Source organism: Aquibium oceanicum, from assembly GCF_001889605.1.
Classification (GTDB): Bacteria; Pseudomonadota; Alphaproteobacteria; order Rhizobiales; family Rhizobiaceae; genus Aquibium; species Aquibium oceanicum.
The window spans coordinates 4,811,653-4,824,807 of the sequence record NZ_CP018171.1; the positions used below are offsets into that span (position 1 = coordinate 4,811,653).

Annotated in this window: 13 protein-coding genes; 8 read left to right on the forward strand and 5 right to left on the reverse strand. The window is 66.3% G+C overall.

Features of this window, described 5'->3' with window-relative positions:
• Window positions 1-24: 24 nt before the first annotated feature.
• Window positions 25-768: a response regulator gene (locus tag BSQ44_RS23510; protein ID WP_072607468.1), complete on the reverse strand. Its 744-nt coding sequence runs from the start codon at window positions 766-768 to the stop codon at window positions 25-27.
• A gap of 92 nt (window positions 769-860) precedes the next feature.
• Between BSQ44_RS23510 and BSQ44_RS23515 the strand changes: the two genes are divergently transcribed.
• Complete coding sequence (locus BSQ44_RS23515; protein WP_072607469.1) at window positions 861-1,535, forward strand: response regulator transcription factor; 675 nt, start codon at window positions 861-863, stop codon at window positions 1,533-1,535.
• A gap of 142 nt (window positions 1,536-1,677) precedes the next feature.
• Here the strand turns inward: BSQ44_RS23515 and BSQ44_RS27055 are convergent, their stop codons facing one another.
• The gene (locus BSQ44_RS27055; RefSeq protein ID WP_157894674.1) at window positions 1,678-1,848 is read right to left on the reverse strand and encodes a hypothetical protein; all 171 of its coding nucleotides are present in this window, start codon (window positions 1,846-1,848) and stop codon (window positions 1,678-1,680) included.
• A gap of 336 nt (window positions 1,849-2,184) precedes the next feature.
• Here BSQ44_RS27055 and BSQ44_RS23520 point away from each other — a divergent pair, with 336 nt between their 5' ends.
• The 4 genes from BSQ44_RS23520 to arsC are packed head-to-tail and all read left to right on the forward strand — an operon-like array spanning window position 2,185 to window position 4,569.
• Window positions 2,185-2,517: an ArsR/SmtB family transcription factor gene (locus BSQ44_RS23520; RefSeq protein ID WP_072607470.1), complete on the forward strand. Its 333-nt coding sequence runs from the start codon at window positions 2,185-2,187 to the stop codon at window positions 2,515-2,517.
• A gap of 11 nt (window positions 2,518-2,528) precedes the next feature.
• Window positions 2,529-3,038 carry an arsenate reductase ArsC gene (locus BSQ44_RS23525; protein ID WP_072607471.1) on the forward strand — a complete coding sequence of 170 codons (510 nt, stop codon included), beginning with the start codon at window positions 2,529-2,531 and terminating at the stop codon, window positions 3,036-3,038.
• Between the two features lie 26 nt (window positions 3,039-3,064).
• The gene (gene arsB / locus BSQ44_RS23530) at window positions 3,065-4,147 is read left to right on the forward strand and encodes an ACR3 family arsenite efflux transporter (protein ID WP_072608252.1); all 1,083 of its coding nucleotides are present in this window, start codon (window positions 3,065-3,067) and stop codon (window positions 4,145-4,147) included.
• 5 nt (window positions 4,148-4,152) lie between these two features.
• Entirely contained in the window at window positions 4,153-4,569 is a 417-nt protein-coding gene (gene arsC / locus BSQ44_RS23535; RefSeq protein WP_072608253.1) for an arsenate reductase (glutaredoxin), read from the forward strand.
• 21 nt (window positions 4,570-4,590) lie between these two features.
• On the opposite strand, the gene BSQ44_RS23540 is transcribed toward arsC, so the two are convergent.
• Together BSQ44_RS23540 and BSQ44_RS23545 are read right to left on the reverse strand one after the other, a co-directional pair.
• A complete protein-coding gene (locus BSQ44_RS23540) occupies window positions 4,591-4,869 on the reverse strand; it encodes a c-type cytochrome (RefSeq protein ID WP_418202145.1) in 279 nt (92 codons plus the stop codon).
• 109 nt (window positions 4,870-4,978) lie between these two features.
• Window positions 4,979-7,654 (reverse strand): cation-translocating P-type ATPase, encoded by a 2,676-nt coding sequence (locus BSQ44_RS23545; protein ID WP_072607473.1) that lies wholly within the window; start codon window positions 7,652-7,654, stop codon window positions 4,979-4,981.
• Between the two features lie 204 nt (window positions 7,655-7,858).
• On the opposite strand from BSQ44_RS23545, the gene BSQ44_RS23550 reads away from it, so the two are divergent.
• Both BSQ44_RS23550 and BSQ44_RS23555 read left to right on the forward strand, forming a co-directional pair.
• Window positions 7,859-8,266 carry a c-type cytochrome gene (locus tag BSQ44_RS23550; protein ID WP_072607474.1) on the forward strand — a complete coding sequence of 136 codons (408 nt, stop codon included), beginning with the start codon at window positions 7,859-7,861 and terminating at the stop codon, window positions 8,264-8,266.
• Between the two features lie 46 nt (window positions 8,267-8,312).
• On the forward strand, window positions 8,313-9,845 hold the full coding sequence (locus BSQ44_RS23555; RefSeq protein ID WP_072607475.1) for a bifunctional aminoglycoside phosphotransferase/ATP-binding protein: 1,533 nt from the start codon (window positions 8,313-8,315) through the stop codon (window positions 9,843-9,845).
• A 22-nt stretch (window positions 9,846-9,867) separates the two neighbouring features.
• Here the strand turns inward: BSQ44_RS23555 and BSQ44_RS23560 are convergent, their stop codons facing one another.
• Window positions 9,868-12,549 carry a bifunctional acetate--CoA ligase family protein/GNAT family N-acetyltransferase gene (locus tag BSQ44_RS23560; protein WP_072607476.1) on the reverse strand — a complete coding sequence of 894 codons (2,682 nt, stop codon included), beginning with the start codon at window positions 12,547-12,549 and terminating at the stop codon, window positions 9,868-9,870.
• Window positions 12,550-12,738: 189 nt separating this feature from the next.
• Here BSQ44_RS23560 and BSQ44_RS23565 point away from each other — a divergent pair, with 189 nt between their 5' ends.
• Entirely contained in the window at window positions 12,739-13,125 is a 387-nt protein-coding gene (locus tag BSQ44_RS23565; protein ID WP_072607477.1) for a DUF302 domain-containing protein, read from the forward strand.
• Window positions 13,126-13,155 lie beyond the last annotated feature (30 nt).

Here is a 13,155-nt window from a genome sequence, read left to right on the forward strand (position 1 = left end):
ACCTCCCTGCCAGGCGTATCCGGATCAGTGGCCATCGCCGCCAGGAAGCGAGAAGACGTAGCCCTCGCCGCGCACCGTCTTGAGGAAGCGCGGGCTTGCCGGATCCGGCTCGATCTTCTTGCGCAGGCGCATAATGCGGATGTCGAGGGCGCGCGAGGATTCCAGGTCCTCGCTGAAGCCGATCGCTTCCGAGATCGCCGAACGCGTCAGCAGACGGTTCGGCCGGGTGAGGAAAACCTCCAGGACGTCGAACTCGCTCTTGGCGAGTTCGATCGGCGAGCCGTCGGGGCCGATCACCAGCCTGCCGTCGAGATCGGCGCTATAGGATCCGAAGGAGACGACCTTGTTGGCGGGACGTTTCGAGGCCGCCGGTGCGGGGGCGTCCGCCGCCGCGGCGTCCGCCTGCGGCACCCGCCGCAACACGCTGCGCACCCGCGCCAGGAGTTCGCGCAGTTCGTAGGGCTTGACGATATAGTCGTCGGCGCCGAGTTCGAGCCCGACGATGCGGTCGATCGCGGTGCCGGCGGCGGTGGCGAAGATGATGCCGAGCGGCATCTGCGAGCGAAGCCATCGCCCGAGCGCCAGCCCGTCTTCACCGGGCATGGCGATGTCGAGGATGGCGAGATCGAAACTGTGCACCGCGACCAGCTCGCGCATCTCCGCGGCGCTCGCGGCGGTCATGACGTCGTATCCGCTCGCCGCGAGATACTCTGCCACCGCATCACGCAGATCGGGCTCGTCGTCGACGACTGCGATACGCGACCGCATCGCTGTATCCCCCTGGTTTCCGGCAATAAGTAGATTGGGTATAAACATCTTGTCCAGCCTGTTCATCGGGCGTGTGTATCAAGGATCCGGAAGTGGGCCGAAGACCGGTCGTAGCGCGCATCTGCAGCAGGAACGAAGCCGACGAGGCGCTGGCCGACTATCTCGACCGGCGCGGCTACGACGTGCGATTCGCGCACGAGGAATGGAGCGCGATGGCGCTTCTCGGCGCGGACGACGTCGACGTGGCGCTGGTCGACCTGCGGCTCGGCGGTCTGAGCGGAACCGACCTGCTGCGGAAATTCTCCGGAAGCGGCACGACGGCCTTCGTCATGATCGGCACCAACAGCGAGCCGGTCGACCGCATCCTGGCGCTGGAGCTCGGCGCTGCCGATTTCCTGGATGCGCCGGTGGTGCCGCGCGAACTCGCGAGCCGCCTCAATCGTCTGCTGGCTCGGCGCGGCCGGCCGATCGGCGATCTGGTGACGCTGGAAAATTCCAGCGTGGACATGAGAGCGGCGCTGGTCATGCGCAATTCCGGCGAGGAAGAGCAGCTCTCCCCAGGTCAGATCGCCCTGCTGCGGCTCTTCGTCGGAAATCCGGGCCGCGTGCTCGGCCGCGAGGACATCATGGCCGCGGCACCGGCCGAAAGCTTCGATGCGTTCGACCGCTCCGTCGATTCGCGCATCGTGCGCCTGCGCCGCAAGCTCGACACCGAGAGCATCGTGACGGTGCGCGGCGCGGGCTACCGTTTCGATCCACCGGTCTGATGCGGACGGCCTAGCCGAACCCGCGCGCATCAAGCGCCCACCAGCGTGCCAGGCACCGCTTCGCCGTGCCGAACGGAATGCACCGCCACGTCATGTTCCGCGGGCGCTGGACCCGAAAAAACGGAGTATCCGTGGTAGCCCATCATCTCACCATGGCGCCGGTTTCGGCGGCGGCGGAAAGGGTGCGGGTCTCCGGCATGACGCGCTGCGGCGCCTCGTCCTTCATCGCGAGCGCGGCAACCGCGGCGGCGCCGAAGACGATCTGGCCTGCCAGGAGAGCCTGGAGCACCATTCCGGCAAATCGGGTGCGCATTTTCTTCGTTCCTCGAAGCTTTGAGACGGGCCCATGCGGTCCGATCTTGTTGGCACAGCATCGCCGCATTCTGTTTCCGGACCATGCCGCTCGACCGGGCCGGCGTTGCAAGCCGGTGACACCGCAAGCCGTTGTGGTGAAACGCCAAATTGAGCCTCGCCGAGTCCGCCGTCCTAGTGCCCAAACGGAAACGGGGAGCCGAGGGGTTACGGGTGAGACGGGTCGTCGCGACCAAGCGTCCTTGGCCGTCCCTTTTTGGGGCGCGTTCATGCCAAACTTCGCTTGACGAGCAAGCTGTGCTGGAATACAAAGCCTTAAATCTGGAATTTTGGATATATGGATAAGACCACGGCTCTGGCCGCCCTGGCGGCACTCGGGCAGGACACGCGTCTGGAGGTATTCCGGCTGCTGGTGAAGTGTGGCGAGGCCGGCCTGCCCGCAGGGGAGATCGCGACGCGGCTGAACATCGTCCAGAACACTATGTCCGCGCATCTCAAGGTCCTGGCCCATGCGGGCCTGATCCGGCCGGAGCGGGACGGTCGCACGATCCGATATCTCGCGGACATGACCGGCCTGCGCGACCTGCTCGCCTACCTGATGGAAGACTGCTGCAACGGTTCTCCGGAGCTTTGCCGCCCCGTCATCAACGCCATCACTTGCGACTGTTGAGAGGCTTTGCAATGAGCGATCCCATATACAACGTGCTTTTCCTCTGCACCGGCAACTCGGCCCGGTCCATTCTCGCGGAAGCGATCCTGAACCGCGTCGGCCAGGGCCGCTTCCGGGCCTTTTCGGCGGGCTCGCAGCCGAAGGGCGAGGTGCATCCCTTCTCGCTGGAACTCCTCAAGAGCCTCAACCACGACACCTCCTTCGCCCGCTCAAAGAACTGGGAGGAGTTCGCGCAGGCGGGCGCGCCGGAGATGAACTTCGTCTTCACGGTCTGCGACAATGCCGCCAACGAGGCCTGCCCGGTATGGCCGGGCCAGCCGATGACAGCGCACTGGGGCGTGCCCGACCCGGCGGCGGTGGAGGGCACGGAGGCGGAGAAGCGCCTTGCCTTCGCCGACGCCTACCGCATGCTCAACAACCGCATCTCGATCTTCACCAGCCTGCCCCTGAACTCGCTCGACCGCCTGGCTCTGCAGAAGCGGCTGTCCGAGATCGGCGGCAACCTTGCAGAGGCGGGATGACCCGTGAAACGACGGCGAGCGGCGACATGACAGATCAGACATTGGACGCCTCGGCGAATGCCGCCGGGGGAATCGGCTTCTTCGAAAAGTGGCTTTCGGCATGGGTGGCGCTGTGCATCGTGGCCGGCATCGTTCTTGGCAACCTGCTGCCGGGCCTGTTCAGCGTCCTCGCCGGCCTGGAGTTCGCGTCGGTCAATCTCGTCGTGGCGGTTCTCATCTGGGCCATGGTCTTCCCGATGATGGTCAACGTCGACTTCGGCAGCCTCAGCCATGTTGGCGACCGACCCAAGGGACTGGTGCTGACGATCGTCGTGAACTGGCTGATCAAGCCGTTCACAATGGCCGCACTGGGCGTGCTGTTCTTCGATTATGTGTTCGCTGCATGGATCGCGCCGGCCGACGCGCAGCAGTACATCGCCGGCCTCATCCTCCTCGGCGCAGCACCCTGCACCGCGATGGTGTTCGTCTGGAGCCAGATGACGAAGGGGGATCCGAACTATACCCTGGTGCAGGTTTCGGTGAACGACATCATCATGATCTTCGCCTTCGCGCCGATCGTCGCGCTGCTGCTCGGCGTGACCGACATAACCGTGCCATGGGAGACGCTGCTCCTGTCGGTCGGGCTCTACGTGGTAATTCCGCTGATCGCCGGCGCGCTTACTCGCAAGCGGCTGCTGGACCGGGCCGGCGGAGGTCCGAAGGCGGAGGCGGCGGTCTCGGAGTTCACCGGGCGCCTGAAACCCCTGTCGGTGATCGGACTGCTGGCGACGGTCGTGCTCCTGTTCGGCTTCCAGGGAGAAGTCATCACCGGCAACCCGCTGCTGATCGTGCTCATCGCGGTGCCGCTGCTGATCCAGTCGTACGGCATCTTTTTCATCGCTTACGGGGCGGCGAAAGCGTGGAAAGTGCCGTTCAACGTCGCGGCGCCCTGTGCTTTGATCGGAACATCGAACTTCTTCGAACTCGCCGTCGCGGTGGCCATCAGCCTCTTCGGACTGAACTCGGGCGCCGCGCTGGCAACCGTCGTCGGCGTGCTGGTGGAGGTGCCGGTGATGCTGTCGCTGGTTGCTTTCGCCAACCGAACCCAGCACTGGTTCCCCAAGGCATGAACGACATGACGATCACCATCTATCATAATCCCGCTTGCGGCACGTCCCGCAACACGCTCGCAATGATCCGCCAGTCGGGCGAGGAGCCGGAGGTGATCGAGTACCTGAAGACGCCGCCATCGCGCGCGAGGCTGGTCGAACTCATCGACGCGATGGGGATCACGCCGCGCCAGCTCCTGCGCGAAAAGGGAACGCCCTTTCACGAACTCGGGCTCGGCGACCCGAAATGGACCGACGACCAGATCGTCGACTTCATGATCCAGCACCCGATCCTCATCAACCGGCCGATCGTGGTGACACCACTCGGCACGAAGCTCTGCCGTCCCTCGGAAGAGGTGCTTTCGATCCTGCCCAACCCCGTGGGCAGCTTCGAGAAGGAAGATGGCGAAGTCGTGAACGACCCCAGGCGCGGAACTGCCTGACCGGCAGGTCGACCACTGCGCTCACTTCGGCTGGAGCGTGTCCATGTAGTCTATGATCGCGCCGATCTGCTCCGGCGACGCCTTGAATTCGGGCATGTCGGGGTGACCAGTCGAGACGCCTTCCACGAAGGCCTCCTCCAGGGCGTCGAGCGGGTATCGCTCGGACAGGGTCCGGAATGGCGGCGCCTCCGGATGCGTGCTCTCGTCAGACGCGCCCACCGCGTGGCAGCGCGCGCAGTTGGTCTCCACCAGGGCCTTGCCATAGGCGACCTGATCCTCGGCGAAGGCGGACGACGCCATACCGACGAGCGTTCCCGCGAGGTAGATCGCGCCGACTGCCAGCCGCATTGTGTGGTTCGTGTTCATCTTCCCAGATTGTCACAGCCCGGCGATGGTTCATTGACCTCGGTCAAGAACCGGCCGGTAGCGGCCGTTTCGCAATGTCGCGCGGACCCCGGCGCCTGTCCCACCACTTCTCGAGCTCCATCACCACGACGAGGGAGGCAGCGATCGAGAGCAGCACGCCCCACTGGAGCGGCGTCACCGGCGCGATGCCAAGCGTGTCGCTGAGGACCGGAACATGCATGGCGGCGATGTGCAGCAACTGCGCGCCGGCGACGCCGACGACGAGGAAGGGATTGGCCATGAGGCTCTGGCCGAACACGGAGTGGCGCTCCGAACGGCTGTTGAACGTCTGGACGTTGGCGAAGAGCACGAAGAGCAGCAGCAGGAGATTGCGCGCCTCGAACTCGGAATAACCGTTCTCGAGCAGCCACCAGAAGACGCCGAAGCCTCCGAGGCCCATCACGGCGGTGGAGTGCAGGATGCGCCGCAGCATCACGCGGTCGAAGATCGGCTCGCGCGGATCGCGGGCGGAATAGGAAAGTTCGTCGCCCTCCGCGCCTTCGGTCGCCAGCGCGACGTCCTGGATGCCCTGCGTGACGAGGTTCAGCCACAGGAGCTGCACCGCCGTCAGCGGCATAGGCATGCCGATCGGAATGGCGAGCAGGAACAGGACGACCTCCGCCGCGCCGGTCGAGACCAGCATGAACACCACCTTGCGGATGTTGGCATAGGAGACTCGGCCCTCCCGGATACCGGCGACGATGGAGGCGAAATTGTCGTCCGTGACGATGATGTCGGCGCTTTCCTTCGCGACGTCCGTTCCCTTGCGCCCCATGGCTACGCCGACATGCGCGTGTTTGAGGGCCGGCGCGTCGTTGACGCCATCGCCCGTAACCGCGACGAAATGGCCGTTGCGGGCCATCGACAGCACGATGGCGAGCTTCTGCGCCGGCTCGACGCGCGCATAGATGCGCGCGCTACGGGTGAGTTCGTCCAGCGCGGCCTCGCCCGCTTCCTCCGCCTCGCGCACGGCGATGCCGGTGACCACCTGATCGTCCTCGAAGGGAATGCCCGCTTCCCGCGCGATGGCGCTGGCGGTCCTGGGGTCGTCGCCGGTCACCATGGCTATCCCGACGCCCGCCGCCGAGCAGGCCTCGATCGCCTCGCCGACGCCGGGCCGCAGCGGGTCCTGCATTCCCGCGAGGCCTAGGAAGACCAGGTCGACGAGATGACCGTGCCCGTACTCGCCGTTCTCCTGGCGCGCGATCCGGCCTTCGGCGAAGGCGAGTACCCGAAGACCGCGCCCCGCGAGGTCCTCTTTCTGGGCGATGAGGGCATCGCGGTCGATCGGAACCGCCGCGTCGCCGCGGTCCATGCGGCTCGCCATGTCGATCAGCGTATCGGGCGCGCCCTTGACGAAGATGCGCACCTCTTCCTCAGCCTCGTGAAAGGATGCGGCGTATTTGAGGTCCGGCTCGTAGGGGATGCGCGCGACCAGCCGGTGCTGCTCGGCAACCTCCTCGCGGGCGAAGCCGCCCTTCCTGGCCGCCGCAAGGAGGGCGACGTCGACCGTGTCGCCTATGCCCTTCCAGCCGTCCTCCTCATGGCGCAGATGCCCTTCGTTGGGCAGCACCGCCGCCTTCAGAAGTTCGGACGCGCGCTCGTTCGCCCGCGCGTCGTCCACGTGCGGCGAGCGCAGGGAACAGGCGTCGAGGTCCTCGCCCGTCTCGAAGGTAACGACCGTGCCGTCCGGCAGCGACACCTCGGTTACCGTCAGCTCGTTCATGGTGAGGGTGCCGGTCTTGTCGGTGGCGATCATCGTGCAGGAGCCCAGCGCCTCGATCGCCGCCATGCGCCGCACGATCACGTGGGCCCTGGCCATGCGCCGCATGCCGATGGCCAGCGCGATCGAGATCGCGACCGGCAGGCCTTCCGGTATCGCGGCGACCGCCAACCCGACCGACATCAAGAAGAGGTCGTGATAGCCCATCCCGCGCAGCAGCCCGACCGAGAAGAGCGCGGCGATGGCGATGCCGACCGTAACGGCGATGGTTCGCGAAAAGCGTTCGAGACGCAGCATCAGCGGCGGCCGCGAAACCGACCGTTTCGCGATCATCTCGGCGATCCTGCCGATCTCGGTCGCCGCACCCGTGGCCGTGACAATACCCCGGCCGCGCCCGCGAACGGCGATCGTGCCGGCGAACGCGAGCGAGCCTTGCGCGGCATCCGCATCCGCACCGGCTCCCTTGGCAAGCGGATGCGACTCGCCCGTCAGCAGGGATTCGTCGCACTGGAGGTTCTCGGCCGAATCGAGCTCCAGGTCCGCCGGAACGCGGTTTCCTGCTTCCACGAGGACGAGGTCGCCGGGCACGAGGTCGCGCGCATCGATCTCGCGCTGCATGCCGTCGCGGATGACGGTCGCATGCGGCTGTTCCAGGCTGCGCAGCGCAGCGGCGGCGCGCCCGGCCGAATATTCCTGGATCGTGCCGATCGTTCCGTTGATCAGGAGCACGGCGCCGATGAAGACGGCATCCTTGACGTCGCCGAGCGCCATGGAGACGAGCGCGGCGGCAAGCAGGATGTAGATCAGCGGGCTGAGGAACTGTCGCAGGAAGACGGCTGTCAGCGACGGAGGCCTCGCCTCGGGCAGCGCGTTCGGCCCGATCTCGAGCAAGCGCCCGGCCGCCTCGGCCTGCGTGAGTCCGCGCTCGCGCGATACTGGAAAGGTCTCGGCGTTCATGCGGGGAGGCTTAGCGCCGGGACGCCGCACCGGTCCTTGACCCGGGTCAAGTTCGGGGGCCAACGGGAGAATTCACGAGCAAGTTTCTCCGCAACGCTACTTCTGGAAGGAGCGCGGGGCCAGGGGTGCGGGATTGATCGGCGTCAAGGCCGGTTCGGCTACACGCGGTATGTGTCGTTCGTCCAGTTCCGCGAGGGAGAACTCATGATCAAGCAGATCGCCGCCGCCGTCTCGATGCTCGCGGCGCTGGGTGCCCCTGCCTCCGCCCAAGAGGAGATGCCCTACGGAGAGGCCGAGTTCCTGAATTCCTGCGCCGCTTGCCATGGCGAGCGGGGAATGGGCGACGGTCCGCTGGCGAGCGTCCTGACAACGCCTCCCGCCGACCTGACCCGGCTGAGCGAGGGTAACAAGGGCGCCTTTCCCTATTACCGTGTCTTTTCCGTCATAGATGGGCGCTATCTCGTTCCCGGTCATGGCGAACGCGAGATGCCGGTGTGGGGACAGCAGTTCGTCGAGGAAGACGCAAAGACCTACGGCCCGAACGGCGGGGAACTGATCACCACCGAACGAATCCACGAGCTGACCAGTTATATCGAGACGTTGCAGCGGTGAACGGATCCGCACTTGCAGATGCGACGGCCAAACTGGAGGAGCGCAGATGATCGTCGAGGACCAGAGCGCTACGGTGGCCTTTCTCCAGGACCCGTCTTGCGTCGGCTCGGCAGCGCCCGTGGAGACGATCGACACCCATATCTCCCGCATCTTTCTCGCCGGCGACCATGCCTTCAAGATGAAGCGGGCGGTGAAGCTGCCCTATGCCGATTTCTCGACCCCTGCCCTTCGCCTTGCGGCCTGCGAGAAGGAGATCGAGCTGAACGGCGCCACGACGCCTGAAATCTATCTCGGCGTCCGCCGCATCACGCGCATGCCGGACGGCGGAGCCGAGTTCGACGGAGATGGCGAACTCCTGGACGCAGTGGTCGAGATGAAGCGTTTCGACCAGGAATGCATCTTCGACCATCTGGCGAGCGAGGGCCTCCTGACGCACGGGTTAATGACTGAGACCGCGCGCATGATCGTGCAGTTTCACCGCACCGCGCCGGTAGTCCACATGACCAGCGGTTCGCAAAACATCGGCGGCGTGCTGGACATCAACGAGGCGGCCTTCGCCGGCAGCCATGTCTTCGGCGACGCGGAGGTGGCAGATCTGAACCGCGCCTTCCGCGAGGCTCTGTCGCGTCATTCGCCGCTGCTCGACCGTCGCGAGGCGGCGGGCAAGGTGCGTCGCTGCCACGGCGATCTCCACCTGCGCAACATCTGCCTGCTGGACGGTGCTCCTCGCCTGTTCGACTGCATCGAATTCAACGACGCGATCGCCACGGTGGACGTGCTCTACGACCTCGCCTTCCTGCTGATGGACCTCTGGCATCGCGGCTTCCCGGAGCATGCGAACCTCGTCATGAACCGCTACCTGGACGAGGCGGACGACGAGGACGGGTTCCCGCTGCTGCCGTTTTTCATGGCGGTTCGCGCGGCCGTGCGCGCCCATGTGACGGCCACGCGCATCGAGGACGGCGGCGCCTCGGGGACGCTGACCGACGAAGCGCGGTCCTATTTCGATCTCGCGCGGACGCTGCTGGGCGATCAGCGGCCTCGCCTGGTCACGATCGGCGGGTTGAGCGGCACGGGCAAGACGACCGTCGCCGAAGCGCTGGCGCCGCGGCTCGGCCCGCCGCCGGGCGCCCGGATCGTGGAGAGCGACCGCGTCCGCAAGGCCATGCACGGGGTTCCGGCCGAGACCCGCCTGCCTGCAAAGGCCTATGCGCCACAGGTTTCGGAGCGGGTCTACCGAGAGATGGCCTGGCGATCGGCGCCGATCCTCGCCGAGGGAGGGTCCGTCGTCGCCGACGCGGTCTTCGACAGGAGCGAGAACCGCGAGGCGATCGAAAAGGCGGCCGGCAACGAGCATGCCCCCTTCACCGGCATATGGCTGCAGACCGATCCCGCCATCCTGTGGGATCGGGTGGGCGCGCGCCGGGACGGTCCTTCGGACGCGACGGTGGATGTCCTGTCGCGGCAGCAGGAGCGCCGCATCGAAGGCGTCACCTGGCACCGGATCGACGCAGGCAGGCCCGTCGAGGACATCGCCGACGCGATCCTGTCGCTCTGCCGGCTGCACGAACCGCCCTGACGTCTCCGCCGGCCGGGGACGTTCAGACGAGGTCCAGCGTGGCGAGGCTGACGCCGGCTTCCTGCGGGTGGCGGTCGAGCGTGAAACCGAAATCGCGGCACATGTCGAGCATCCTGCGGTTTTCCGTCAGCACGATACCCTCCACCCGGCGGATGCCTTCCGATCGGGCATAGTCGATGATGCGGCGAAGCAGGGCGAAGCCGAGGCCGTGTCCCTGGAGATCGGTGCGCACCAGCAGCGCATATTCGGCGGAGACGTGGTCGGGATCGCTGGAGAGGCGTCCGATGCCGGCAAGCTCGCCGGTATCCTGTCTTATGGCGACGAACGCCATGTCGCGCTCGTAGTCGAGTTGGGTCAGCCGCTTCAGCATGTCATCGGTGAAGCGCTTGCGCGGGGCCAGAAAGCGGAAGCGGATGTCGTCGGGCGAGGTCTTGTCGAGAAATTCCGGATAGAGCGCGATGTCGGCCGGCTTGATCGGCCGGATCAGGAAATCCATGCCACCGGCCGAGAAGGTCTGCTCCCATTCCGCGGGATAGGGGCGGATGGCGAGGTCGGGGTTGGGGCCGGCCTCCTCGACGCGGGCGGGATCGATCTCGACGCGCGCATCGAGCGCGATGACGCCTTGCGGATCGGCGAGCAGCGGATTGACGTCGAGCGAGGCGATGCAGGGAAAGTCGACGATCAGCTGCGACAGGCCGTTGAGGGCCAAGGCGATCGCGGCGCGGTCGGCCGGCTTTCGGTCGCGGTAGCCCTTGAGCAGCCGTCCGATACGGGTGCGATCCATCAGGTCCCCGGCGAGCACGTCGTCGAGCGGCGGTAGCGCAATGGCCGTGTCGTCCATGATCTCGACCGCCGTGCCGCCGGCGCCGAACAGCACCACCGGCCCGAAGATCGGATCGCGGCTCATGCCGAGGATGAGTTCCTGCGCGTGGCGGCGGACCACCATCGGCTGCACTGCGAAGCCATCGACGGCGGACCCCGGCGCCTTTTTCGCGACGCGGTCCCGGATGGTCTCGGCGGCCTCGAAGGCGGCCTCCTCGCTGTCGATGTCGAGGACGACGCCGCCGATGTCGGACTTGTGCGAAATCTCCCTGGAGAGGAGCTTCACGACGATCCTGTCCCAATCCTTCAGCAGTTTGCGCGCCGCGTCCCGCGCTTCTCCCGGCGTCTCCGCGACGATCGTCTCCGGGACCGGGATGCCATAGGCGCCGATGACCGCCTTTGCTTCCGGCTCGGTCAGCATGCGCCGGCCTTCGCGCGCGACGGTGCGGAAGATTTCGAGGACGGCGGCGCGATCGCTCGGCGCGTCCTCGCTGCGGCTCGACGGCACGCGCATGAGCGCTTCCTGGGCGCGCGACCAATCGCTGAGGTAAGAGACAGCCATGGCCGTGTCGGCCGGGGTCGCATAGCTCGCCACGCCGGCATCGTGGAGGATCTGGCGGCCTTCCCTTGCCGTATGTTCGCCAAGCCAACAGGTGAGCACGGGCTTGCGGTTGATCGTGCCGTTGTGTGTCAGCGCCGCGACCGCCCGGGCCGCGTCCACCGGCGAGGCTAGGCCGGTCGGGCAGTTGAGCACCATGATCGCGTCCGTGCCCGGATCGTCCGCTACGGCCTGCACCGCCGCGACGTAGCGCTCGGGCGGCGCGTCGCCGATGATGTCGACGGGATTGGCATGGGACCATGTCGCCGGCAGCGACGCGTTCAGCTTCTCGATCGTTTCGGGAGAGAGTTCAGCCAATTCGCCCTTGCAATCGATCAACTGGTCTACGGCGAGAACGCCGGCCCCACCGCCATTGGTGACGATGCCGACACGCGATCGGGCGAGCGGCGAGAACCGCGCCGTCGTCTCGGCGGCGTCGAAGAGTTCGGCCAGTCCCTCGACGCGCAGGATGCCGGCGCGCGACAGCGCCGCGTCCACCACCCGATCGGCACCCGACAGCGCGCCCGTATGTGTCGCGGCCGCGGCCGCAGCCTGTTCGTGGCGGCCCGACTTTACCACGATGACCGGCTTGATGCGGGCCGCCGCGCGGGCGGCGGACATGAACTTCCGCGGATTGGGGATCGTCTCGAGATACATGACGATCGCCTTCGTGCCGGCGTCGCCCGCCAGCATGTCGAGATAGTCGCCGACGTCGACGTCGGCCATGTCGCCCAGCGAGACGAGATGGGAAAAGCCGAGATTGTTGTCGGCGGCCCAATCGATGAGCGAGGTTGCGATGGCGCCGGACTGCGAAAGCAACGCGATCTTGCCCGCCCTCGGGGCCATGTGGGCGAAACCGGCGTTGAGCTTCAGCGGCGGGATCATGAGGCCGAGCGTGTTCGGCCCGATGATGCGGAAAAGATACGGCCTGGCCGCATCCAGCATCGCCTGCCGAAGCCCGTTCTCCCGCGTGAGCCCTGCGGTAATGACCACGGCCGCGCGCGTGCCCTTCTCGCCGAGTTCGCGGATCACCTGAGGCACCACCTGCGGCGGCGTTACGACGACGCCAAGGTCGGGAACACCCGGAAGCGATGCCGCATCGGGGTAGCAGGGGATGCCAGAAACCTCCCCGTACTTCGGGTTCACCGGCCAGATATCGCCCTCGAAGCCGCCATTGACGATGTTGTCCGTGACCACGCGCCCCACCGACCCCGGCTTGACCGAGGCACCGATTATGGCGACCGAGCGTGGGCGCACCGCGAATTCGAGATTTCTGATCGTCACCTGTCTGCTCTCCTTCGCGTCGTCTCATGCGGCGGGGCGGTGCCGGGCGTCGTTGTCCTGGATCAATGCCGCGCTGCCGTTCGCAGCCTAGCAAGGTAACCTGCGAACGCGACCGTCTTGCAAATGCAGGACGGATGCAAGCTGCGTCGGCCGCAGCAACCCAAAACGAGACAAAGAGAGGAAACGACCATGGGCTACTATTTCAGCAAGACCGTCAGCATGCCGTTCGACGAGGCGGTCGACCATGTCACCAAAGCACTGGCCGACAAGGGCTTCGGCGTGCTCACCACCATCGACGTGAGGGCGACGATGAAGAACAAGCTCGGCGTCGACGGCAAGCCCTACACGATCCTCGGCGCTTGCAATCCCCATCTCGCCTGGCGTGCGCTGCAGGCCGAGGACAAGATCGGGACCATGCTGCCTTGCAACGTCATCGTCACCGAACATGCACCGGGCGAGGTGGAGATCGCCGCGGTCGATCCGGTCGCTTCCATGCAGGCGATTGAGAACCCGTCCCTGGGCGAGGTCGCCGAGGAGGTCCGGACCATGCTTTCCGAGGTGATCGACAGCCTTTGATGCGGTCGTCTGCCGTGGCCGCTCCGAATG

Excerpts from the sequence above, each read along its gene's own strand:
- BSQ44_RS23510 (WP_072607468.1), bottom strand. The coding sequence starts at position 768 with ATGCGGTCGCGTATCGCAGTCGTCGACGACGAGCCCGATCTGCGTGAT.
- BSQ44_RS27055 (WP_157894674.1), bottom strand. The coding sequence starts at position 1,848 with ATGCGCACCCGATTTGCCGGAATGGTGCTCCAGGCTCTCCTGGCAGGC.
- BSQ44_RS23520 (WP_072607470.1), top strand. The coding sequence starts at position 2,185 with ATGGATAAGACCACGGCTCTGGCCGCCCTGGCGGCACTCGGGCAGGAC.
- BSQ44_RS23525 (WP_072607471.1), top strand. The coding sequence starts at position 2,529 with ATGAGCGATCCCATATACAACGTGCTTTTCCTCTGCACCGGCAACTCG.
- arsB (WP_072608252.1), top strand. The coding sequence starts at position 3,065 with ATGACAGATCAGACATTGGACGCCTCGGCGAATGCCGCCGGGGGAATC.
- arsC (WP_072608253.1), top strand. The coding sequence starts at position 4,153 with ATGACGATCACCATCTATCATAATCCCGCTTGCGGCACGTCCCGCAAC.
- BSQ44_RS23540 (WP_418202145.1), bottom strand. The coding sequence starts at position 4,869 with ATGGCGTCGTCCGCCTTCGCCGAGGATCAGGTCGCCTATGGCAAGGCC.
- BSQ44_RS23545 (WP_072607473.1), bottom strand. The coding sequence starts at position 7,654 with ATGAACGCCGAGACCTTTCCAGTATCGCGCGAGCGCGGACTCACGCAG.
- BSQ44_RS23550 (WP_072607474.1), top strand. The coding sequence starts at position 7,859 with ATGATCAAGCAGATCGCCGCCGCCGTCTCGATGCTCGCGGCGCTGGGT.
- BSQ44_RS23555 (WP_072607475.1), top strand. The coding sequence starts at position 8,313 with ATGATCGTCGAGGACCAGAGCGCTACGGTGGCCTTTCTCCAGGACCCG.
- BSQ44_RS23565 (WP_072607477.1), top strand. The coding sequence starts at position 12,739 with ATGGGCTACTATTTCAGCAAGACCGTCAGCATGCCGTTCGACGAGGCG.